18 protein-coding genes are annotated in these 19,651 nt (G+C 68.4%); 10 read left to right on the top strand and 8 right to left on the bottom strand.

Annotation, left to right across the window (positions count from 1 at the left end; all coding sequences use genetic code 11):
• The 4 genes from LC039_RS27005 to LC039_RS22965 form a co-directional block, all read left to right on the top strand.
• Positions 1 to 740, top strand: a 740-nt coding sequence (locus LC039_RS27005) for a YbaN family protein (RefSeq protein ID WP_319003742.1), incomplete at its 5' end; no start/stop codon positions are given.
• 171 nt (positions 741 to 911) lie between these two features.
• Entirely contained in the window at positions 912 to 1,670 is a 759-nt protein-coding gene (locus LC039_RS22975) for a TetR/AcrR family transcriptional regulator (RefSeq protein ID WP_226628581.1), read from the top strand.
• Complete coding sequence (locus LC039_RS22970) at positions 1,663 to 2,907, top strand: NAD(P)/FAD-dependent oxidoreductase (RefSeq protein ID WP_226628580.1); 1,245 nt, start codon at positions 1,663 to 1,665, stop codon at positions 2,905 to 2,907. Before LC039_RS22975 ends, LC039_RS22970 begins: the two co-directional genes overlap by 8 nt.
• Positions 2,908 to 2,962: 55 nt before the next feature.
• A complete protein-coding gene (locus LC039_RS22965; protein WP_226628579.1) occupies positions 2,963 to 3,595 on the top strand; it encodes a YitT family protein in 633 nt (210 codons plus the stop codon).
• Here the strand turns inward: LC039_RS22965 and LC039_RS22960 are convergent.
• The gene (locus tag LC039_RS22960; protein WP_226628578.1) at positions 3,592 to 4,467 is read right to left on the bottom strand and encodes a formate/nitrite transporter family protein; all 876 of its coding nucleotides are present in this window, start codon (positions 4,465 to 4,467) and stop codon (positions 3,592 to 3,594) included. The genes LC039_RS22965 and LC039_RS22960 overlap by 4 nt on opposite strands.
• Positions 4,468 to 4,738: 271 nt before the next feature.
• Here LC039_RS22960 and katG point away from each other — a divergent pair, with 271 nt between their 5' ends.
• Positions 4,739 to 6,913 (top strand): catalase/peroxidase HPI, encoded by a 2,175-nt coding sequence (gene katG, locus LC039_RS22955; RefSeq protein ID WP_226628576.1) that lies wholly within the window; start codon positions 4,739 to 4,741, stop codon positions 6,911 to 6,913.
• 176 nt (positions 6,914 to 7,089) lie between these two features.
• Here the strand turns inward: katG and LC039_RS22950 are convergent, their stop codons facing one another.
• From LC039_RS22950 to LC039_RS22920, 7 genes are all read right to left on the bottom strand, one after another.
• Positions 7,090 to 8,868: an adenine deaminase gene (locus LC039_RS22950; RefSeq protein WP_226628574.1), complete on the bottom strand. Its 1,779-nt coding sequence runs from the start codon at positions 8,866 to 8,868 to the stop codon at positions 7,090 to 7,092.
• Positions 8,865 to 9,752 carry a nucleoside hydrolase gene (locus tag LC039_RS22945; protein ID WP_226628572.1) on the bottom strand — a complete coding sequence of 296 codons (888 nt, stop codon included), beginning with the start codon at positions 9,750 to 9,752 and terminating at the stop codon, positions 8,865 to 8,867. Before LC039_RS22945 ends, LC039_RS22950 begins: the two co-directional genes overlap by 4 nt.
• Positions 9,749 to 10,762 carry an ABC transporter ATP-binding protein gene (locus LC039_RS22940; protein WP_226628571.1) on the bottom strand — a complete coding sequence of 338 codons (1,014 nt, stop codon included), beginning with the start codon at positions 10,760 to 10,762 and terminating at the stop codon, positions 9,749 to 9,751. The genes LC039_RS22945 and LC039_RS22940 overlap by 4 nt, the downstream gene beginning before the upstream one ends.
• Positions 10,755 to 11,543 carry an ABC transporter permease gene (locus LC039_RS22935; protein WP_226628570.1) on the bottom strand — a complete coding sequence of 263 codons (789 nt, stop codon included), beginning with the start codon at positions 11,541 to 11,543 and terminating at the stop codon, positions 10,755 to 10,757. The genes LC039_RS22940 and LC039_RS22935 overlap by 8 nt, the downstream gene beginning before the upstream one ends.
• 4 nt (positions 11,544 to 11,547) lie before the next feature.
• Positions 11,548 to 12,372, bottom strand: a complete 825-nt coding sequence (locus LC039_RS22930) for an ABC transporter permease (protein WP_226628569.1) — start codon at positions 12,370 to 12,372, stop codon at positions 11,548 to 11,550.
• A gap of 195 nt (positions 12,373 to 12,567) precedes the next feature.
• Positions 12,568 to 13,584, bottom strand: coding sequence for an ABC transporter substrate-binding protein (locus LC039_RS22925; protein ID WP_226628568.1), 1,017 nt, complete (start codon positions 13,582 to 13,584; stop codon positions 12,568 to 12,570).
• Between the two features lie 47 nt (positions 13,585 to 13,631).
• Positions 13,632 to 14,582 (bottom strand): LacI family DNA-binding transcriptional regulator, encoded by a 951-nt coding sequence (locus LC039_RS22920; protein ID WP_226628567.1) that lies wholly within the window; start codon positions 14,580 to 14,582, stop codon positions 13,632 to 13,634.
• A 305-nt stretch (positions 14,583 to 14,887) separates the two neighbouring features.
• Here LC039_RS22920 and LC039_RS22915 point away from each other — a divergent pair, with 305 nt between their 5' ends.
• The 5 genes from LC039_RS22915 to LC039_RS22895 all read left to right on the top strand — a co-directional run bounded on the left by LC039_RS22915 (position 14,888) and on the right by LC039_RS22895 (position 19,570).
• Positions 14,888 to 16,021: an ABC transporter permease gene (locus LC039_RS22915; protein ID WP_226628566.1), complete on the top strand. Its 1,134-nt coding sequence runs from the start codon at positions 14,888 to 14,890 to the stop codon at positions 16,019 to 16,021.
• Complete coding sequence (locus LC039_RS22910) at positions 16,018 to 16,824, top strand: ABC transporter ATP-binding protein (protein ID WP_226628561.1); 807 nt, start codon at positions 16,018 to 16,020, stop codon at positions 16,822 to 16,824. The genes LC039_RS22915 and LC039_RS22910 overlap by 4 nt, the downstream gene beginning before the upstream one ends.
• Positions 16,825 to 16,826: 2 nt before the next feature.
• A complete protein-coding gene (locus tag LC039_RS22905; RefSeq protein WP_226628559.1) occupies positions 16,827 to 18,545 on the top strand; it encodes an MlaD family protein in 1,719 nt (572 codons plus the stop codon).
• 4 nt (positions 18,546 to 18,549) lie between these two features.
• Complete coding sequence (locus LC039_RS22900; protein WP_226628556.1) at positions 18,550 to 19,170, top strand: ABC-type transport auxiliary lipoprotein family protein; 621 nt, start codon at positions 18,550 to 18,552, stop codon at positions 19,168 to 19,170.
• 115 nt (positions 19,171 to 19,285) lie between these two features.
• Positions 19,286 to 19,570, top strand: a complete 285-nt coding sequence (locus LC039_RS22895; protein WP_226628549.1) for a hypothetical protein — start codon at positions 19,286 to 19,288, stop codon at positions 19,568 to 19,570.
• Positions 19,571 to 19,651 lie beyond the last annotated feature (81 nt).

Genomic DNA, 19,651 nt, shown 5'->3' with positions numbered 1-19,651 from the left:
GAGAGATTGAATGCGACACCGCGAAAATGCCTCGGCTGGAGAACCCCGGCAGAAGCCTTCAGAGAGGAAATGGCGAAACTGAGATAGCGGAGCCTGTCGCAACGATCCTTGAGCTCTCATGGGGCACCCGCGAATCTGGAATGCAAAAATCACTCTATAAAACTGTAAATAAACAACAAAACCCAACTCAGGCCGACTCGTCGGTAGCGAACGCTGCCGTTTGCGCACCTCCGCGCCCCGAGAGCGCCAAACACAGCATCCTGCCTTTGCTTGGCATCCGAGCCGCGCTACCTACATGTGCAGTCGCCCTTGCATCGCCACTCGAGCCCCAGATGAGCCCTGAGCACCACAATGAGCTGCCCCAGCCGCGCTTCGGCGGCCTGCGCCTCGTATGGCTGGTGGTCGGCGCGCTGGCGCTCTTCGCGGGCACGGTCGGGATTGTCCTTCCCTTGCTGCCGACGACACCTTTCGTAATCCTCGCAGCCTTTGCCTTTTCCAAAAGCTCGCCGCGGTTGCACCTCTACCTTGCCGAACATCCGCGCTTCGGGCCGATGATTGCCGACTGGAGCGCGCATGGCGCCATTGCACCGCTTTACAAGGCCATGGCGGTGACGATGATGGCGGCGGCGTTCGGGCTCAGTCTCTGGCTACAGGTGCCGAGCCGTGTTCTTCTCCTGCAGGCATTGTGCATGGGTGGCGCCGCGGCTTTCGTTCTCAGCCGCCCGAACGGCCCGCGCTGACCCTGGTCGCGCGTGACGCGGCGTTCGACCCTCGGAGGATAAGATTTTCAATTGAACACTGTTCAATTGATGCGCTATGCCGGTGCCGACCCGCGAGGAAGAACCGCCCATGACGCAAACGCCCCAGCTAAGACAGCCTCGGACACCGCGCCAGCGCGTGAGGAATTGCGTATGAGCCGCCTTTCGGAGACCGACACTGCCAAGCCGCTAAGGGGCCGTGCCGCAGCCGTCGGGCTGACCCGCGCGCAGGTCGTCGAGGCCGCCATCGCGCAGATCGACGCCAAAGGGTTATCGGCCTTTTCCCTGCGCGAGCTGGCGCGCAGCCTCGGCGTCTCCCCGGCGGTGATCTACTGGCATGTCGGCGGCTCCAAGGAAGACCTCTTTGCCGCCATCGCCGCCACCATCACCGGCGGGCTGGCGGCGGCGCAGGATCCGCAGGCGCCCTGGACCGAGCGCCTGAAACAGGTGTTCCATGCCTATCGCGCCGCGGTGCACCGCCATCCCAATATCTCGCCGCTGCTCGGCGCCCAGATGAAGTCCAACGGCGTCGCCAACCTCGACTGGATCGAGACCGTGCTGGCCGCGCTGCACGACGGCGGCTTTGAGGGCGCAGCGTTGCGCGATGCGTTCAACGCGCTGATCGGCGGGCTCTGCGGGTTCGTGACCATGGAACTGGCGCCCGCGCCGGCCTCCGAGGACGGGTCCTGGGAAAACCGTATCTCGCAGCGCATGGCCGAGGTCGATGCCGAGGCCTACCCGCTGACTCAGGCCGCCCTGCCGCAGCTTGCCAACCGCATCTTCGTGCTGCGCTGGCAGAACGGTGCCGACGTCTCCTACGACGAGAGCTTCGCCGTTCTTCTCGACATCCTGATCGGCGGGATCGCGGTCCGCGCCGCAACGCTTTCACACAAGGAGCCCGCGCATGGCTGACATCCTTGTTCTCGGTGCCGGAATGGTCGGTGTGTCGACCGCGCTCGCGCTGCAGACGCGCGGCCATGCGGTGAGCCTCGTCGACCGCGGCGCACCGGGACGCGAGACCTCCTTCGGTAACGCCGGGATCATCCAGGCCGAGGCGGCGGAGCCCTACGGGTTGCCGCGCGATCTCGGCACGCTCTGGTCCTTTGCCACCGGGCGCAGCAACGACGTGACCTGGTCGCTGCGCGGCGTCGCGCAGATGGCCCCGGCGCTCTGGTCGTACTTCCGCCATTCCGCGCCGCGCCGCCACGCCGGGATTTCGCGCAGCTATGCGCAACTGACCGCCCGCGCCACGGCGGATCACGCGCCGCTGATCGAGGCCGCGGGCGCAGGCAACCTCATCACCCGGGACGGCCTGGTGCAGCTATACCGCAGCGGCGCCGCCTTCGAGGCCGATGCCGCGGATGCTGAAAGGCTCGGCCGCGAGTACGGCGTGCGGCACCGGGCGCTTTCGGGGACCGACTACCGGCGCGAGGACCCTGCCCTGCGCGGCGATCCCGCCGGCGTCATCCACTGGTCCGACAGCTGGAGCTGCAGCGCGCCCGGTTGCCTGGTGCACGCCTATGCCCGGCTCTTCGCAGGCCGCGGCGGGCGCCTGCTGGAGGGCGATGCCGAGACGCTGACCCAGACCTTCGGGGGCTGGCGCGTGCGGACCGTCGCCGAAGACGTCGAAGCCGAGCACGCGGTGGTTGCGCTGGGGCCCTGGTCGCCCTCTCTGCTGCGCCGCTTCGGCTACCGCATTCCGATGATCTACAAGCGCGGCTACCACGGCCACTTCGAGACCGCGCAGCCGCCGCTGCGGCCGATCGTCGACATGGACAACGGCGTGGTCGCGGGCCAGATGCAGGCCGGGCTGCGCATTGCCACCGGGGCCGCGCTGGTCGCCCGCGGCGCGCCCGCCGACCTGCGCCAGCTCGACCGCGGCCGCGCGGCGCTGTCGGACATGCTCGAGATCGGCGCCCGTGTCGAGGAGCCGCAATGGTCCGGCACGCGCCCCTGCCTGCCGGGCATGCTGCCGCTGGCCGGGGAAGCGCCGCGTCACAAGGGCCTGTGGTTCCACTTCGGCCACGGCCACCAGGGCTTCACCCTCGGCCCGACCACCGCCGCCCTGCTCGCCGGCAGGCTCGACGGCACCCTCGATGACGGGGAAAGCGCCCTCTCCCAGGTGCTCTCGCCGGCCAACCGACCCTAAGCGCCCTGCCCCTCGACCAACCTTTCAGACCTGCCGCCAGCCCGGAGACCTCCCGATGAACCTGAAATCCCCGATCTCGCTCTACGACGCGCAAGGCATCGCCTTCGGCGTGCTCATGGCCAGCCTCAGCGTGGTCTTCCTCAAGGCCGCAGGGCTGATCACCGGCCAGACCGCCGGGGCCTCGGTGCTGCTGTCCTACGTGCTGCCGCTGGATTTCGGGGCGATCTTCCTTTTGGTGAGCATGCCGTTCTTCTGGCTGTCGTGGAAACGCCGCGGCAAGACCTTCACCCTGCGCACCATCGCGGCGGTGGTCGGCATCTCGGTGACCACGCCGCTTCTGCAGCGCTGGGTCTCCTTCGACCATCTACCGCCGCTGGTCGCCGCGATCCTCGCCGGGGCGAGCGCCGGTGCCGGCCTCATCGCACTATTTCGCCACAATGCCTCCGCCGGCGGGCTCGGCGTGCTGGCGCTGATCGTCGAGGAGAAGACCGGCTTCAAGACCGGCTGGTTCCAGATGAGCTTCGACGCGGTGATCTTCCTTGTCTCCTGCTTCGTGCTGCCGCTCGAACTGGTGGTCTATTCCTTCATCGGCGCGGCGGTGCTGAACGCGGTGATCGCCTGGAACTTCCGCATCCAGCAAACCGGCAACACGCAAACCGGCAACCCGTCCGCGCCCGAGGCCGCCTAGGCGCGCTGCGCATTCGCGGGCTTTTCGGGCTCGTCCGGCGTATCCGCCTGGGCAACCTCGTTCTTCACCTGCCCCCAGGTGACCAGCGTGAAGATCGCGGTGCCGCCCACCACGTTGCCGGCGAGCACCGGCAGGAAGAACCCGAAAACGGCCTGGGCCATGCCCATGTCTCCATGCCAGACGAGTAGCCCCGCCTCCACCGATCCGGCGATGACATGGGCAAAGCCGGCGACCGCCAGCAGCCAGGTCATGGCCAGGACGATCACCAGCGCCTCGCCGCGTGCGCCGGGCATGACCCAGACCAGCGCGGCGATCAGCACCCCGGCGGGCATGGCGCGCACGAAGTTTCCGCCCGCCGTGCCCTCGACAGCGTGGCGGGCCACCGCCAGCAGGCTCTCTGTCAGCTCCGGCGGCAGCACTCCGGGCAGCAGCAGGAAGCCCGAGGCGATCATCGCGCCGACCACGTTTGCCGCCAGCACAATCGCCCAGAGCCGGATCATCTTGCGCAGGCAGGTCGCCGAGCGCTGCGCCACCACGGGCATGACGGTGGTGATGGTGTTCTCGGTGAAGAGCTGCATCCGCCCGTAGATCACCACGATGAAGCCCAGCGAATAGCCGAGACTCTCGACCAGGACCGCCCAGTCGGCCTCGGGCAGATAGGTCAGCAGCACCGCCTGGGCGATCACCGACAGGCTGATCAGGATGCCCGCCGCGAGTCCCGACCAGATCAGCGACACCGAGGGGCGGTTCAGCTCCTCCTCGCCGTCGCGGCGGATGACCTCGTAGATCAGCCGCGCGGAGAGCCGCGAGGCGCTGTCGACCGAGCGTTCCTCGGACGGGCGGTGGATGGTTTCGCTGTTGGCGATGGACATGCGGGACGTTGTGCCAAGATCATTCATGCCTTGGGAACCATCCAGCGCGGCAGGAGTTCCCGGCAAAGACCCCTGCCCGGCGCGGCAAGTCTTCCGGCAGGTATTGTGATAACTATACATTATCACATATCCAAATAAATCCGATTTCCGTTTATCGCGCGCAGCCTGTAGACCTTGGGCCGCGGTGCCTGACCACCCCATCGGCCCCAGGGCCGAATGGCGGCACGGACCCGCAGAGAACAACCCAACGCAGCGAATGCCGGAGCCAACGATGGACGGAAATGATGTGAAACCCTCGGGCGGATGCCCGGTGATGCACGGCGGTCAGACCTCGACCGCAACCTCGGTGACCAGCTGGTGGCCGAACGCGCTGAACCTCGACATCCTGCACCAGCACGACAGCAAGACGAAGCCCTTCGCCCCGGCCTTCGACTACCGTGAAGAGCTGAAGAAGCTGGACGTCGAAGCCCTGAAGGATGACCTGCGTCAGCTGATGAAGGACAGCCAGGAGTGGTGGCCCGCAGACTGGGGCTCCTACGTCGGCATGTTCGCCCGCGTCGCATGGCACGCGGCAGGCTCCTACCGTCTGGCGGACGGCCGCGGCGGTGCCGGCACCGGCAACCAGCGTTTCGCACCGCTGAACAGCTGGCCGGACAACGTCAACACCGACAAGGGCCGCCGCCTGCTCTGGCCGATCAAGAAGAAGTACGGCAACAAGATCTCCTGGGCCGACCTGATGGTCCTGTCGGGCACCATCGCCTATGAGGTCGCGGGTCTGAAGACCTTTGGCTTCGCCTTCGGCCGCGAGGACATCTGGCACCCCGAGAAAGACGTCTACTGGGGCGCCGAGAAGGAATGGCTCGCGCCGTCCGACAACCGCTACGACGACGTGGCCGACCCCTCGACCATGGAAAACCCGCTCGCCGCGGTGCAGATGGGCCTGATCTACGTCAACCCCGAAGGCGTCAACGGCCAGCCCGACCCGGTGAAGACCGCAGCGCACCTGCGCGAGACCTTCGCCCGCATGGCGATGAACGATGAAGAGACCGCGGCGCTTACTGCCGGCGGCCACACCATCGGCAAATCGCACGGCAACGGCAGCGCCGATGACCTCTCCGCCGATCCCGAAGCGGCGGATGTGACCGCGCAGGGCATGGGCTGGATGAACACCAAGGGCCGCGGCATCGGCCGGGACACCGTGGTGTCCGGCATCGAGGGCGCCTGGACGAAGAACCCGACCCAGTGGGACATGGGTTACTTCGAGATGCTCTTCGGTCACGAGTGGGAACTGACCAAGTCGCCCGCCGGCGCCTGGCAGTACAAGCCCGTCGCGATCAACGACGAGGACATGCCGGTCGACGTCGAGGACGCCTCGATCAAGTGCATGCCGATGATGACCGACGCCGACATGGCGATGAAGGTCGACCCGGTCTACAACGCGATCTGCCAGAAGTTCATGGCCGATCCGGCGTATTTTTCGGAAACCTTCGCCCGCGCCTGGTTCAAGCTGACCCACCGCGACATGGGCCCGAAGGTGCGCTACGTCGGCCCCGACGTGCCCGCCGAGGACCTGATCTGGCAGGACCCGATCCCCGCCGGCACCACCGGCTACGACATCGGCGGCCTCAAGGCGAAGATCGCGGCCTCGGGCCTGAGCGTGTCCGATCTCGTGTCGACCGCCTGGGACAGCGCCCGCACCTACCGCGGCTCGGACATGCGCGGCGGTGCCAATGGCGCGCGCATCCGTCTCGCCCCGCAGAAGGACTGGGAAGGCAACGAGCCCGCGCGTCTGGCCCGCGTGCTCAACGTGCTCGAGCCGCTGGCAACCGCCGCCGGTGCAAGCCTCGCGGACACCATCGTCCTGGCCGGCAACGTCGGCGTGGAACTGGCGGCCAAGGCGGCCGGCCACGACATCTCGGTGCCCTTCGCACCGGGCCGCGGTGACGCCACCGACGAGATGACCGATGCCGAGAGCTTCGAGCCGCTCGAGCCGCTGGCCGATGGCTTCCGCAACTGGAAGAAGCAGGACTACGTGGTCTCCTCGGAAGAGATGCTGCTCGACCGGGCGCAGCTCATGGGCCTGACGGCGAACGAGATGACCGTCCTGCTCGGCGGCATGCGCGCCATGGACACCAACCACGGCGGCACCAAGCATGGCGTCTTCACGGGCCGTCCCGGCGCACTGACCACGGACTACTTCGTCAACCTGACGGACATGGCGTACAGCTGGGTGCCCGCGGGCCGCGACCTCTACGAGATCCGCGACCGCAAGACCGGCGAGGTGAAATGGACCGCGACCCGTGTCGACCTGGTGTTCGGCTCGAACTCGATCCTGCGCGCCTACGCCGAGATCTACGCCCAGGACGATGGCACCGAGACCTTCCTCGCCGCCTTCGTCGATGCCTGGACCAAGGTGATGAACGCCGACCGCTTCGACCTGAAGTGATCACGCGCACATGACAAGACAGGGCCCGTACGCCAAGCGTGCGGGCCCTTTGCATGCTTCCAGCCCAGGGCCTTCTTCTCTTTCCAAATACGCCGGGGTGAATTGCCGCGCAGCGGCAAGAGGGGCAGCGCCCCTTCTGGAAGCACTCCTGCCCCTCCCGAGCGCCGGACCGAAGCTCAGCCCAGCCCGTCCTCCAGCACGCAGCTCTCCAGCACCTTGCCCGCGAAGGGATCGACCAGCCCGACGTCGCTCAGCCGCGGCCCGGCGTTGCAGACCAGCGAGGCGCCGAAGAGCGCCTTGAACACCAGGTAGGGCGGCTGCCAGCCGACCAGCCCGTCGAGCGTCGCGCGCAGCGCGGCGAAGCTCTCGGCCACTTGCGCCAGCGGCGCCTCGGAGATCAGCCCTGCGACCGGCAGCGGCAGGCAATGCAGCACCTTGCCCCGGGAAGCGACGGCGACCCCGCCGCCGCAGTCGCGCAGCGCATTGGCGGCGGCGGCCATGTCCTCGGGGCGGCGCCCGAAGACCGTGAGGTTGTGGCTGTCGTGCGAGACCGTGGTGGCAAAGGCACAGCGCCAGTCGCCCCAGTTCTCGAGAAAGGCGGTGCGCATCGGCGTGGCCGCGCCATGGCGGTTGACGATGCCCATACGGATCATGTCCTCGGGCAGCACCAGCCTGCCCTCCTCGACCGCGACCCGGCGCTCGCCCCAGACCGGGAAGCGCGGCTTGGAGAGGGTGGCGATGCGCGCGCGCGGGCCCGTCGCGGCGATCTCGAAATCCTCCGGCGTCACGGGATCGAGGCGCATGGTCTGCCGCAGCGCCGCCGGCACGGCCGCGGCGGACGGCAGGCTCGTCGGCTTGCCGGCCCGGGCGACTTCCTGCCCGTTCGCAATAACCACCTCGGCACGCACCGCCTCGAGATCCGAGAGCAGCACAAGATCGGCGCGGCGCCCCGGCGCGACGAGGCCGAGGTCGGGCCGTCCGATGCGGCTCGCGGCGTTGAGCGTGGCGGCGCGATAGGCCCAGACCGGCGGCAGCCCGCAGTCGATGAGCATGCGGATCACCCCGTCGAGCCCGCCCTTGCGGACCAGGTCGTCGGGGAAGATGTCATCGGTGCAGAGCGTCACCGTCTGCGGCAGCTCGCCCAGTTCCACCAGTGCTTCGGCGAACTCGGGCAGCAGGTGCTCGTGCGAGCCGCGCAGCTCGATGGTGAAGCCCGCCTCGAGTTTTGCCATGAGGTCGCCGGCGCCGGTGAGCTCGTGGTCGGTCTCGACCCCGGCGGCGGCAAAGCCCGCGAGATCGCCGCCGGTGAGCCCGCGTGCGTGGCCGCAGACCCGCTTGCCCGCGTCGAGCCCGGCCTGCACGATCCCGGCGACACGCGGATCGCCCTCGAGCAGCGGGCGCATGGTCATCAGCTCGGCGGCGCCTTGAATGTCGCCCCGCGCCAGCCAGCGGGCGACGGTCTCGGGGGTGAAATCACCGCCCGAAACCTCGTAGCCCGGCGCCGAGGGCACGCAGGTCGGCACCAGCGGCAGCAGGCGCAGCGGCAGGTCCTTGACCGCGTCGCAGGCAAAACCGAGCCCCGCCTCGCCCGAGACATTGGCCAGCTCGTGCGGGTCCCAGAGCGCCGTCGTCACTCCGCGGGGCACCACAGCGGCGGCATATTCCGCGGCGGTGATCATCGAGCTCTCCACGTGCATGTGGCTGTCGATGAACCCCGGCACGAGCGTCATGCCGCGCGCGCCGATGCGCGCCTTGGCCTTGCGCGCGGGATCGGGGGCGTGGACGCTGGCGATGAGCGGGCCGGTGATACCGATGTCGGCCTTGCGGCCGCGCCCGGTCACCATGTCGAGCACCGTGCCGCCCTCGATCAGCAGGTCGAAGGGCGCCTCGCCGCGCGCGGCCTGCACCGCGCGGGCCCGCAGCGCGGGACCGTTGAGATCACTGGGAAAGGTCATGCGTCCGCTCCCGCCAGAGCCTCGAGGCAGAGCCGTGCGATGTCGTCGAGGGGAGCGGTCGGCAGGCGGGTCAGCCCCTGCGGATCGGCGGTGAAGTCGGTGGCGCCGTAGGTCTCGTCCTTGCGGGTCGAAACGGACAGGCTCTGGCGCTCGAAGGCAAAGGCTTCGGGCCGGACCATGGCGAGGGCGGCGACGGGATCGTAGATCGCCATGCCGGTACGGCCGCGTTCGAGGCCGATGTCGAGGTATCCCCCGAGCAAGTCCGCGGTGAGCGGATCGGTCTGCGGCATGTCGTCGGAGCCGAAGGTCGCCTGGCGACAGATCATCAGGTCGATGACCTCGAGCGGCAGACCTGCCTCGGCGACGATCGCTGCCGCCTCGGGATCACAGAGGGCGTTGAACTCGGCCAGCGGCGAATGGTTGCCCGGCCCGTTGCTGCCGCCCATCCAGACCAGCCGGGTGATGCGCGCGGCGGCCTGTGGGAAGCGCTGCACCAACAGCGCGATATTGGTCAGCGGGGCGAGCGCGAGCACCTCGCGCGGGCCGTCCAACATCAACCATGCGGCCAGCGCCTCGATGGCATCAGCCGGCGGCTGCGGGCCATCGACCTCGGGCAGGAAGCGGCCGCGGCTGTCCATGCCCTTCTCGCCGAGGATCTCCTGCGCGGTCTCGACCTCGCGGACAAGCGCTTTCTCGGCCCCGGCATGCAGCGGCGCGTCGATCCCGTAGGCCTGCGCGGCGCCGAGCGCATTGGCGATGACCTGCGGCAGCGGCGTGTTGCCCGCCACCAGCGAAATGCCCTCGACCGTCGCCCCGTAGTGGCGCAGCAGCAGCAGTGCCCAGAGGTCGTCGAAGCCGTAGTCGGTGTCGACCCAGAGCCTCATGCCGCGAGTCCCCGCGCGGTGGAGAGCGGCAGGTCGAAGCGGATGGTCTCTCCCAGCGGCACCTCGGGCAGCGCGATGGCGGCATCGGCCTTGATCGGGCCGAGCGCGCTGTCGATGACATATTCGCGATGCGCCCCGGCAAAGCTGCAGGCGGCAACGCGGCCCTCATGCGGGCCGCTGCCCACGGTCACCGCATCCGGGCGCCAGGCGAGGATCGAGCTCTCAGGCCGGGCCTCAAGCGGCAGGCGGCCGTTGGCGCTGACCACCTCGGCGCCCTCGACCTTGAAGATGTTCTCGAAGCCCATGAACTCGGCGGCAAAGGCGGTCGCCGGGCGGGCGTAGAGATCCGACGGTGTGCCGAGCTGCTCGATCTTGCCGTCCTTCATCAGCACGATGCGGTCGGCGAGCGCCAGCGCCTCGGCCTGGTCGTGGGTGACGAAGACCATGGTGATGCCGGTCTCCTTCTGCACCCGCTGCAGCTCGGTGCGCATCTCGAGGCGCAGCCGGGCGTCGAGGTTCGACAGCGGCTCGTCGAGCAGCAGCACCTTGGGCCGCATGACAAGCGACCGCGCCAGCGCCACGCGCTGCTGCTGGCCGCCCGACATCTCGGCGGGCTTGCGCTTCTCAAAACCGGTGAGGCCGACGGTCGCCAGACCTTCCTCGGTGCGCTGCTTGATCTCGGCTTCGGGAAGCTTCTGCAGGCGCAGGCCGAAGGCGACGTTTTCGTAGGCCATCAGATGCGGGAAGAGCGCGTAGCTCTGGAACACCAGCCCGATGCCGCGCTTGTTGGCGGGCACGCGGGTCACGTCGCGCCCGTCGATGGTGATTGTGCCGCCGGTGGGCGACAGCAGCCCGGCGATGGCGCGCATGGTGGTGGTCTTGCCGCAGCCCGACGGGCCGAGCAGTGCGATCAGCTCGCCTTCGCGGATCGACAGATCGAGGTTCGGCACGGCGACCGATTTACCGTAGCTGAGGGTGAGATCGGAGAGTTGGACGAAGGCGTCAGACATAGCGAGAGAATCCCAGCAGGCGTTCGGCGGTGAAGACGATGGCGAGCGACATGAAGGCCAGAAGCGCCGAGAGCGCGGCGACGGAGGGATCGAAGGTGATCTCCATGTAGGCCAGCATGTCGATGGGCAGGGTGCGGACGCCGGGCCCCGAGAGGAACAGCGAGACCGGCACCTGATTGAAGGAGGTGACGAAGCCGAGGATGAAGGCGGCGAGCACCCCGCCGCGGATGTTCGGCAGCACCACCTTGGTGAAGGCCTGCAGGCGCGTGCATCCGAGCAGCACCGCGGCCTCTTCCATATCCGCGCGCAGGTTGGTCATCGACGAGGAGACAACCCGCACCGCGTAGGGCAGCACCAGCGCGGTGTGCGCCATAAAGAGGGCCAAGGTGACCGTCACGCCGGTCGGGACCACCATGTAGCGCAGGAGCGCGAGGCCGACGATGATGCCCGGCACGATGATCGGCGCGGCGACGATGGTGCGCACGGTCTCGGCCATCGGCAGGTCGTAGCGGTTGAGCGCATAGGCCGCCGGCACCCCGAGCAGCAGCGCCGCCAGCGTGCCGAAGACCGCCAGCGCCATCGACAGCAGGAAGGAGGCGCGGAAGCTCTCGACGGTGAAGACCTTGAGGTACCACTTGAAGGTCAGCCCCTGCGGCGGGAAGGCGAGATACTCGGTGTCCGAGGCCCCGGCGAGGATGATGATCAGGAACGGCCCGATCAGGAAGGTCAGCGTCAGGCCGAGGATCGACCAGTTCGCGAGGTGGCGCATGGAGGTGTTCATGAGGTCAGCTCCGGGCGGTGGCGATGCGCTTCAGCAGCAGGTTCGCCGAGAAGGACATGACGATGAGGATCATGGCGATGACGCTGGCCGAGACGAAATCGTTCGACACGTTGACCCGCTGGTAGAGCAGCGTTTCCAGCATCAGCACCTTCGAGCCGCCGAGGATCGCCGGGGTGATGTAGGCGGTGAGCGCGCCGGTGAAGACCAGCGTGCCGCCGATGACGAGCCCTTCCTTGGTCAGCGGCAGGATCACCTTGAAGAAGACCGCGAACCAGCTCGCGCCCAGCACGCGGGCGGCGGGGATCACGTCGCGCGGGATGTTCTCCATCGCCGACACGAGGCTGATGATCATCAGCGGCAGGAAGAGCTGCAGCAGGCCGAGGAACACGGCGGTCTCGGTGAACAGCAGCCGCAGCGGCGTGTCCGACAGGCCCAGCCCGGTGATTGCCTCGTTGACGATGCCGGTGCGGCCAAGGATGACGATCCAGGCGTAGGTGCGCGCGACCGGCGAGATCATCAGCGGCAACACGACCATCCCGAAGACCTTACCTCGCGATTTCGGTCCGAGGTTGACGATGCAGAAGGCGGCGGCATAGCCGATCACCGCCGCCGTGCCCGCCACCAGAACGCCCAGCTTCAGCGTGCGCAGGAAGACCGTGCGGTTGAGCGGCGTCGAGAAGAAGTCGATGTAGCCCTGCAGCGACCAGCCGCCGGTGGTGCCGCGGAAGGCCTCGGAGAGCAGGATGCCCACCGGAACGAGGAAGAGCAGCGTCGAGAAGATGGCGGCGGGAAGCGCCAGCGCCAGCCCCTCGCGGGTGTTGCGAAACATGATGCGTGTTCCCCTCTGTCTGGGGCGGGTGTCGGAAGGCGCTCGGCCCGCGGGGCGGAGCGCTCGGATCGCCGAGGCCCGCCGGGGAGCCACGTGCGATCAGGGTGTTCGGGGGGCCATGGACGCCAGGAAGATGGGGCATCCATGGCCATTCGCGGGGGCAACAAGGGAGGGAGAAAACCCCCGGCGATCAGGTTACTGGATCACCTCGGCGTTCCACTGCTCGACCCAGCCCTCGCGCTTGTCGAGCACTTCGGCGGCCGGCAGGATGTTCAGCGATTCAATGACATCCGCGCCATAGGTGAGGTTCTCGGCGGCGTCCGCGCTGAGTTCGACTTCCTTGTTGGCCGGGCTATCGATCAGCATCTCGCCAATCTTGGTTTGCACCTCGGTCGACAGCCAGTAGTCCATGAACTGGTAGGCCAGCTCCTCGTTGCCGTTGCCCTTGGTCATGACCATCACGTTCATGCCACCGGCCTGGCCTTCCTCGGGCTCGGCCCAGGCGAAGGGCAGCCCCGCGTCCTTGAAGCTGCCCCAGGCGAAACGGCCCACCGGGGCGGCGATCACTTCCTGCTGGTTCATCAGCTGCACCAGCTCGGACGAACGCGAATAAAAGGTCACGATGTCATCGGAATGCGCCCCGATCTCGGAGATCACCGGCGAGAGATCGCCTTCCTCGCCCATGGCCTTGCCCAGCATCATGACGGTGAGCGGGCCCTGCGTGCCGGTGATGTTGGGCAGGGCCACCTGACCGGCCAGCTCTTCGCCGAGCAGGTCACCCCAGCTGGAAATCTCCACAAGGTCCGAGCGGTAGACGATGGAGCTCGCGTAGAACGTGTAGCCGACGGCCATGTTGTTGCCGATGGGGTCCTTGGCGCTGTCGTAGAGCTTGTCGAAGCTGCTCAGCTTCGCGGTGTCGAGCGGCTGGATCAGATCCTTGCGGGCCAGCGCCAGCGCGTCCTGCGTGGAGATCACCGCCATGTCGATCACCGGATCGGCGGCATTGGCCTCGATCTTCGCCATGCGCTCGACGCTGTTGCCGGTCTCGACGACCAGCTCGCAGCCGCAGATCGCCTCGAAGGGATCGTAGAGCGCTTCGCGGTACTCGTCCTGGGCGAAGGAATAGACCGAGATGGTCAGCGTCTTGTCCTGGGCCTGGGCGGCGGTGCCGAGTGCACTGGCAAGCGCGAGGATCGAAAGAGTGGTCTTCATGGCAGTCTCTCCGTGTTGGTCGGGGGTCTTATCAGGGGCGTGATTGCTTATCGGGGCGCGGCTGTCGACGCGCGCGGCACAAGCTGCATGGGCACCGCATGGCCGGCATCGGGGCGCAGGCCGCCGGCAATGAGACTGGTCAGCACCTCCAGCGCGTATTCCGCGATGGCGCCCACGTCCTGCGCGGTGGTGGTCAGCGCCGGGTGCATGGCGGTGGCAAACGGCAGATCGTCGAAGCCGGTGAGGCTGACATGCTCGGGCACGGAAATCCCCGCCCTCGCAAGCTCCGACAGCGCGGCGAGCGCCAACAGGTCGGACGTGGCGAGGATGGCGGTCGCGCCCTGCCCCACGAGGTCCGGCAGCGCCGCAAGACCGGCGTCGCCCCAGACCGTCCGGACGCGGACGCTCGGGCCGAGGCCGTCGGCCATGCCGCGCATGCGGTCCTGCTGCACGTCCGACACCCGGTCGCCGCCGAGCAGCACGACATCGCTGTGGCCCAGTTCGCGAATATGCGCGCCGATGAGAGCGCCGCCGCCGATGTGATCGGCCGAAACGGTGTTGCGTGGATCGCGGGCGGTGTTGATCGTCACCATGGGCAGCCCCGGCGCCGCGGGCGAGGTGCCCTTCTGCGGCACCACCACCACCCCGTCGACGCCGCGGCCGACAAGCTGCTGCAGCGCCTCGGTCTGCCGCGCCTCGCTGCCGCGGGAGTCGGCGATGAGGATGCCGAGACCACGCGCCTCGGCGGCGATCGACAGGTTCTGCGCGATGCGCGGAAACAGCGGGTTGGTCAGGTCGGGCATGACGAGGCCGAGAATACCACTCTGCCCGGTCTTCAGCGCGCGCGCGGCGCTGCTCGGGCGGTAGCCGAGCGCCTCGGCGCGGGCACGGATGCGATCGGCCAGCTCTTTCGACACGCGACCCTTGCCGGTCAGCGCGTTCGAAACCGTGGCGGCCGAAACCCCGATATCCTGTGCGATCTGCTTTATGCTGGCCATGCCGTTTCCTCTTTGGTGAAACGATTAATCAGCGCCATTCCCGCCGGTCAACGGGAAATTAAACGTTTAATCACCTCCAAAGCGTTTCGAGGCGGCGGTTGCCTAAATTCCGTGCAGCCGGGGGCGAGAGCCGCGAGTGACAGCGGCCAGAACCAAGGCAGAAAGCGGGACGCGGAGCGACCTGCCAGCCGACGCGACCAACGCAAGGTTGCGTCAAACCGCCCGGCCCGGCGCAGCGAATTCTACTGGCGAAGCCGGGCAAAAGCCTTCAAAATGAAAAAGATACGCGGGGAGCCTTCCGGCCCATGACCACTTCCATGCCCACCTCAGGCTTGCAGATCGAGCACGAAGAATCAGGCGCCGCGCCGGTGATCAGCCTTTCCGGGGCGTTGACCGTGCACGCACTCGCCAGTCTGCAGGCTGGGCTCAAGGAAGTGCCGCAGACCTCGGTCATCGATCTCTCCAAGGTCACAAGGATCGACACCGCCGGGGCCTGGGCCCTGGCGGACCTCGAGCGGCGCGCTGCCGCAAGCGGCGGCCGCCTGCGCTACCGGGGTGCCAGCGAGGCGGCGGAGCTGCTGTTGGACACGGTGCGCCGCGCGATGCCGGTGGCGGAGCCCGCGCCCGGCACGGCGACCGGGCTGCGCGCCCTGTTCGAGGCCACCGGCAAACGCGTCGTCGGCGGCTACGACTTCCTGCGCGGACTGGTGGCCTTCCTCGGCATGTTCCTCGCCGGGCTCTTCCGCGTGGTAATCCACCCGCGCGAATTTCGCTTCACCTCGCTGGTTGCCCATTGCGACGACGTGGGGCTGCGCGCCGTGCCGATCGTGTCGCTCATGGCCTTCCTGATCGGTGTGGTGCTGGCCTTCCAGGGCGCGACACAGCTGCGCCAGTTCGGCGCCGAGGTCTTCGTGGTCGATCTCATCGCCATCTCGGTGCTGCGCGAGCTTGGCATCCTGCTCACCGCGATCATCGTCGCGGGCCGCACCGCCTCGGCCTTTTGCGCCGCCATCGGCTCGATGAAGATGCGCCAGGAAATCGACGCCATGCGCACGCTCGGGCTCGACCCGGTCACCGTGCTCTTCGTGCCGCGCATCCTCGCGCTGCTGCTGATGCTGCCGATCCTCGGGCTTATCGCCGACATCATGGGGCTGTTCGGCGGCGCCCTGATGTCCTGGATCGAATTGGGCATCTCGCCCTCGATGTTCCGCACCCGGCTGGTGGCCGACATCGACATCAGCAACGTGATCGTCGGGCTGGTCAAGGCGCCGGTCTTCGCGGTGATCATCGGCGTGGTCGGCTGCCACGCCGGGATGCAGGTGAAGGGCGACGCGGAATCGCTGGGGCGGATGACCTCGAGCGCCGTGGTCACCGCGATCTTCGCGGTCATCGTCGCCGATGCGCTCTTTTCCATCTTCTTTGCCGAGGTGGGGATGTGACCCAGCCTGACGACAGCGCGCCGATCATCCGCGTGCGCGGCCTGCGCACCCAGTTCGGCAGCCACGTGGTGCACGACGGGCTCGACCTCGATGTCTACCGCGGCGAGATCCTCGGCGTGGTCGGCGGCTCGGGCACCGGCAAATCGGTGCTGCTGCGCGCCATCACCGGGCTCGAGCGCCCGGCGGCGGGCCGGATCGAGGCCTTCGGCACCGAGGTGCTGACCGCCTCGCCCGACGACCGTGACCGGCTCGATGACCGCTGGGGCGTGATGTTTCAGGACGGCGCACTCTTCTCCTCGCTCACAGTGCGCGAGAACGTCGAGGTGCCGCTGCGCCGGATCCCCGACCTGACGCCCGAGCTGCGGCGGGCGCTGGCCGATCTCAAGATCTCGCTGGTGGGGCTGCCCTACCGCGCCGGAGACGCCTACCCCTCGGAGCTGTCGGGCGGGATGCGCAAGCGCGCCGGACTGGCGCGGGCGCTGGCGCTCGATCCCGAGGTGGTGTTTCTCGACGAGCCCACCGCCGGGCTCGACCCGATCGGCGCCTCTGCCTTCGACCAGCTCATCAACACCTTGAGCGAGGCGCTCGGGCTGACCGTCTTTCTTGTCACCCATGACCTCGACACGCTCTATGCAACCTGCGACCGTATCGCGGTGCTGGCGGAAAAGCGGGTGCTCGTCACCGGCACGCTGCCCGAGATGCTGGAGGTCGATCACCCGTGGGTGCAGGAATATTTCACCGGGCCGAGAGCGCGCCTCGCGCGCGACGCGGTCCGGCCCGACACGAAGACCGAGGCTGACTGACCATGGAAACCCGCGCCAACTACGTGCTTGTCGGAGCCTTCGCCATCGCGGGCTTTCTCGGCCTGCTTGGCTTCCTGCTGTGGTTCGCCAATGTCGAGCTCGACCGGCAGTTCGACTACTACGACATCGATTTCCCCTCGGTCTCGGGCCTCTCGGTGGCTTCCGAGGTGCGCTTTGCCGGCCTGCCGGTGGGACAGGTGGTGAGCCTCGGGCTCTCGCCCGAGCAGAACGGCACGGTTCGCGTCCGCGCCGAGGTCGCCGCCGGGACGCCGGTGCGCAGCAATTCCATCGCCACGATCGAGGCGCAGGGGGTGACCGGCGTCGGCTACGTCAGCATCACCTCCGGCAGCCCCGGCGCGCGGCTGCTGCCGGAACAGACCGGCGAGACGGTGCCGCAGATCGAGGCCGGGCAGTCCGCCCTGCAATCGCTGACCGAATCCGGCCCCGAGATCCTCGACGAGACGCTCGAGTTGGTCCGCGGTCTGCGCCAGATGCTTGGCAGCGAGAACCAGCAGCGGGTGACCACGATCCTCAGCAACGTCGAGCAGGCCTCGGGCGAGCTGTCGCAGACGCTGCAGGATCTGTCCAGCGTGACCGGGGCGGTCTCGACCTTCACCGACCAGATGGACCGCTTCAACGCCAGCGTCGAGGGGCTGACCGGCGATGTCGCCGGGGTCATGGCCGAGGCGCAGGAGACGCTGCGGGCGATCACCACCCTGTCGGAAGAGGCGCGCGGGCTCGTGGCGCAGGGCACCGACACGGCCGCGGTCGCCGAGAGCTACATCACCGACCGGCTCGGCCCGGCGACCGACCAGCTGCAAGGCACCGTGGCCGAGATCGAGACCCGTTTCGCCGAGCTGAGCGCGCAGGCCGGAACCCTTGCCGAGACCTTCACCGAGACCGGCAGCGCCGCCACCGCGCGCCTGAGCGAGGCCGAGGCCACGATTGCCGCCATGGACGGGCTGATTGCAGACCTGTCGCAGACCTCGCGCAGCGTCGACGGGGCGGCGCAGCGGCTCGACGGGCTGCTGGCCGGGGATGGCGCCGCGCTGATCGCAGAGCTGCGCGAGGCCACGACCGAGGCCACCGCGGTGATCCGCGGCTTCGGCGACAGCACCGGCGCCGATCTGACCGCCATCTTCGAGGACATCCGCGCCGCCACCCGCTCGGCGGTGCAGACAATCGAGACCGTCGGCGCCGACCTCAGCTCCGCCTCGGGCCAGCTCGACGGGCTCGCCGGGGAGGCCTCGGAGACGCTGGAAGCCGCGCGCTCGACCTTTGCCGCGGCGAATGTGACGCTCTCGACGATCAACGGCACGCTCGAGACCGGCGACCGCGCGCTCTCGGCCGCCGAGCGTGCCTTTGACGGCGCCGACCGGGCGATCACCCAGGAAGTCGCGCCGATCGCCGCGCAGTTGCGCGACACGCTCGCCGAACTCGAGACGGCGATCGGGCAGGTTTCGGGCGAGATCCCCGGGATCACCAGCGAGCTGCGGGCCGCCAGCCGCTCCGCCGCTGCCGCCTTCGCCGGCCTCGAAGGCGCGGTCGGCGAGACCCGCCCTGCGCTGCGCGATTTCAGCGCTACCGCCCTGCCCCAATTCGGCCGGCTCGCCGCGGAGGCGCGCGCGCTGATCGACAACCTCGACGCGCTCACCACGCAGCTCCGCCGCGACCCGACGCGCTTCTTCCTCGACGACCGTGCCCCCGAATACCGAAGGTGATCCCATGTTCCCGAGATTCCTGTTTCCCGCCCTTGCCCTTGCCCTCGGCACCTCCGGCTGCGCCGCGATCTCGGCGCTCGACACGGCCTCGGAGCCGCTCGACGTCTACGAGCTGCAGACGCCGGCCATCGACGGTGCGGCGGGGCGCGGCTGGGCCGAACTGGTGGTCGAGCCGCCGATTGCCAGCGGCGCGCTGAGCAGCGAGCGGATCATGATCCGCCCCGCCCCGTTGCAGGCGCAATACCTGCCCGAGGCGCGCTGGTCCGACGACGCGCCCGCCATGCTGCAGACCCTGCTGGTGCGCAGCCTCGCCGAAACTGGCGCCTTCGCCTCGGTGGGCCGGGCGCCGCTCGGGGCACAGGGCGATTACGCGCTGCTCGGCGAGCTGACCGACTTCCAGGCCGAGAGCTACGGCGGCTCTGCCGACGCGCCGGTGTCGGTGCATCTGCGGCTGATGCTGCGGCTGGTGCGCGAGCGCGACGTGGTGGTGGTGGCCAGCCGCACCTTCGAGGTGCGCGCGCCCGCGGCTGATGACGGCACGGCGAGCATCGTTGCGGCCTTCGACCGGGCCGCGCGGCAGATGATCTCCGAGATCCTGCCCTGGGCGGTGCGCGCCGGGAGCTGAGCCTCTCGGCCGTTCACATCTTCCCCCTGCGTCACTTGGCGATGCTGACAGCCGCAGCCGTGCCCCCTATACTGGAACCCTGTCGAGAACGAGGCACATCCTGGGGAGGAGACGCATGGCTTCCGCATCACGACGACTCTTGCTGAAAACCTACAGCGCCTGGATCGAGGCGGACGAGGCCTTTCGCGCGGCGCAGCGCAACGTGAGGGGGTTCTTCCCGGGGCGGCAGACCCACCTTTCGGTGCAGATCGGCAACCGCGGCTCGCGCGTCCGCGAGCTTTACAACGCCCGCCAAAGGGCGCTCGAGAAACTGCAGTTGGCCCGCCGGCAGGCGCTGCTGGAACGCGAGATGCGGCGCGGCGGGGCGCGGGTGAACCTGCTGCTGGTCTACGCGGGCTGAACGCCCCCGGAAACAAGCCGAAACCGCCGGAAAAGAAGAAAGGCGCGGCTGATGCCGCGCCTTCCAGCCTTCAAGTTCCAA

It is taken from the genome of Alloyangia pacifica (assembly GCF_020524285.1).
Classification (GTDB): domain Bacteria; phylum Pseudomonadota; class Alphaproteobacteria; order Rhodobacterales; family Rhodobacteraceae; genus Salipiger; species Salipiger pacificus_B.
Note: the sequence above shows the minus strand (reverse complement) of the source record. Positions and strands in the feature narration are given on the sequence as shown.

Excerpts from the sequence above, each read along its gene's own strand:
- LC039_RS22975 (WP_226628581.1), top strand. The coding sequence starts at position 912 with ATGAGCCGCCTTTCGGAGACCGACACTGCCAAGCCGCTAAGGGGCCGT.
- LC039_RS22970 (WP_226628580.1), top strand. The coding sequence starts at position 1,663 with ATGGCTGACATCCTTGTTCTCGGTGCCGGAATGGTCGGTGTGTCGACC.
- LC039_RS22965 (WP_226628579.1), top strand. The coding sequence starts at position 2,963 with ATGAACCTGAAATCCCCGATCTCGCTCTACGACGCGCAAGGCATCGCC.
- LC039_RS22960 (WP_226628578.1), bottom strand. The coding sequence starts at position 4,467 with ATGTCCATCGCCAACAGCGAAACCATCCACCGCCCGTCCGAGGAACGC.
- katG (WP_226628576.1), top strand. The coding sequence starts at position 4,739 with ATGGACGGAAATGATGTGAAACCCTCGGGCGGATGCCCGGTGATGCAC.
- LC039_RS22950 (WP_226628574.1), bottom strand. The coding sequence starts at position 8,868 with ATGACCTTTCCCAGTGATCTCAACGGTCCCGCGCTGCGGGCCCGCGCG.
- LC039_RS22945 (WP_226628572.1), bottom strand. The coding sequence starts at position 9,752 with ATGAGGCTCTGGGTCGACACCGACTACGGCTTCGACGACCTCTGGGCA.
- LC039_RS22940 (WP_226628571.1), bottom strand. The coding sequence starts at position 10,762 with ATGTCTGACGCCTTCGTCCAACTCTCCGATCTCACCCTCAGCTACGGT.
- LC039_RS22935 (WP_226628570.1), bottom strand. The coding sequence starts at position 11,543 with ATGAACACCTCCATGCGCCACCTCGCGAACTGGTCGATCCTCGGCCTG.
- LC039_RS22930 (WP_226628569.1), bottom strand. The coding sequence starts at position 12,372 with ATGTTTCGCAACACCCGCGAGGGGCTGGCGCTGGCGCTTCCCGCCGCC.
- LC039_RS22925 (WP_226628568.1), bottom strand. The coding sequence starts at position 13,584 with ATGAAGACCACTCTTTCGATCCTCGCGCTTGCCAGTGCACTCGGCACC.
- LC039_RS22920 (WP_226628567.1), bottom strand. The coding sequence starts at position 14,582 with ATGGCCAGCATAAAGCAGATCGCACAGGATATCGGGGTTTCGGCCGCC.
- LC039_RS22915 (WP_226628566.1), top strand. The coding sequence starts at position 14,888 with ATGACCACTTCCATGCCCACCTCAGGCTTGCAGATCGAGCACGAAGAA.
- LC039_RS22905 (WP_226628559.1), top strand. The coding sequence starts at position 16,827 with ATGGAAACCCGCGCCAACTACGTGCTTGTCGGAGCCTTCGCCATCGCG.
- LC039_RS22900 (WP_226628556.1), top strand. The coding sequence starts at position 18,550 with ATGTTCCCGAGATTCCTGTTTCCCGCCCTTGCCCTTGCCCTCGGCACC.
- LC039_RS22895 (WP_226628549.1), top strand. The coding sequence starts at position 19,286 with ATGGCTTCCGCATCACGACGACTCTTGCTGAAAACCTACAGCGCCTGG.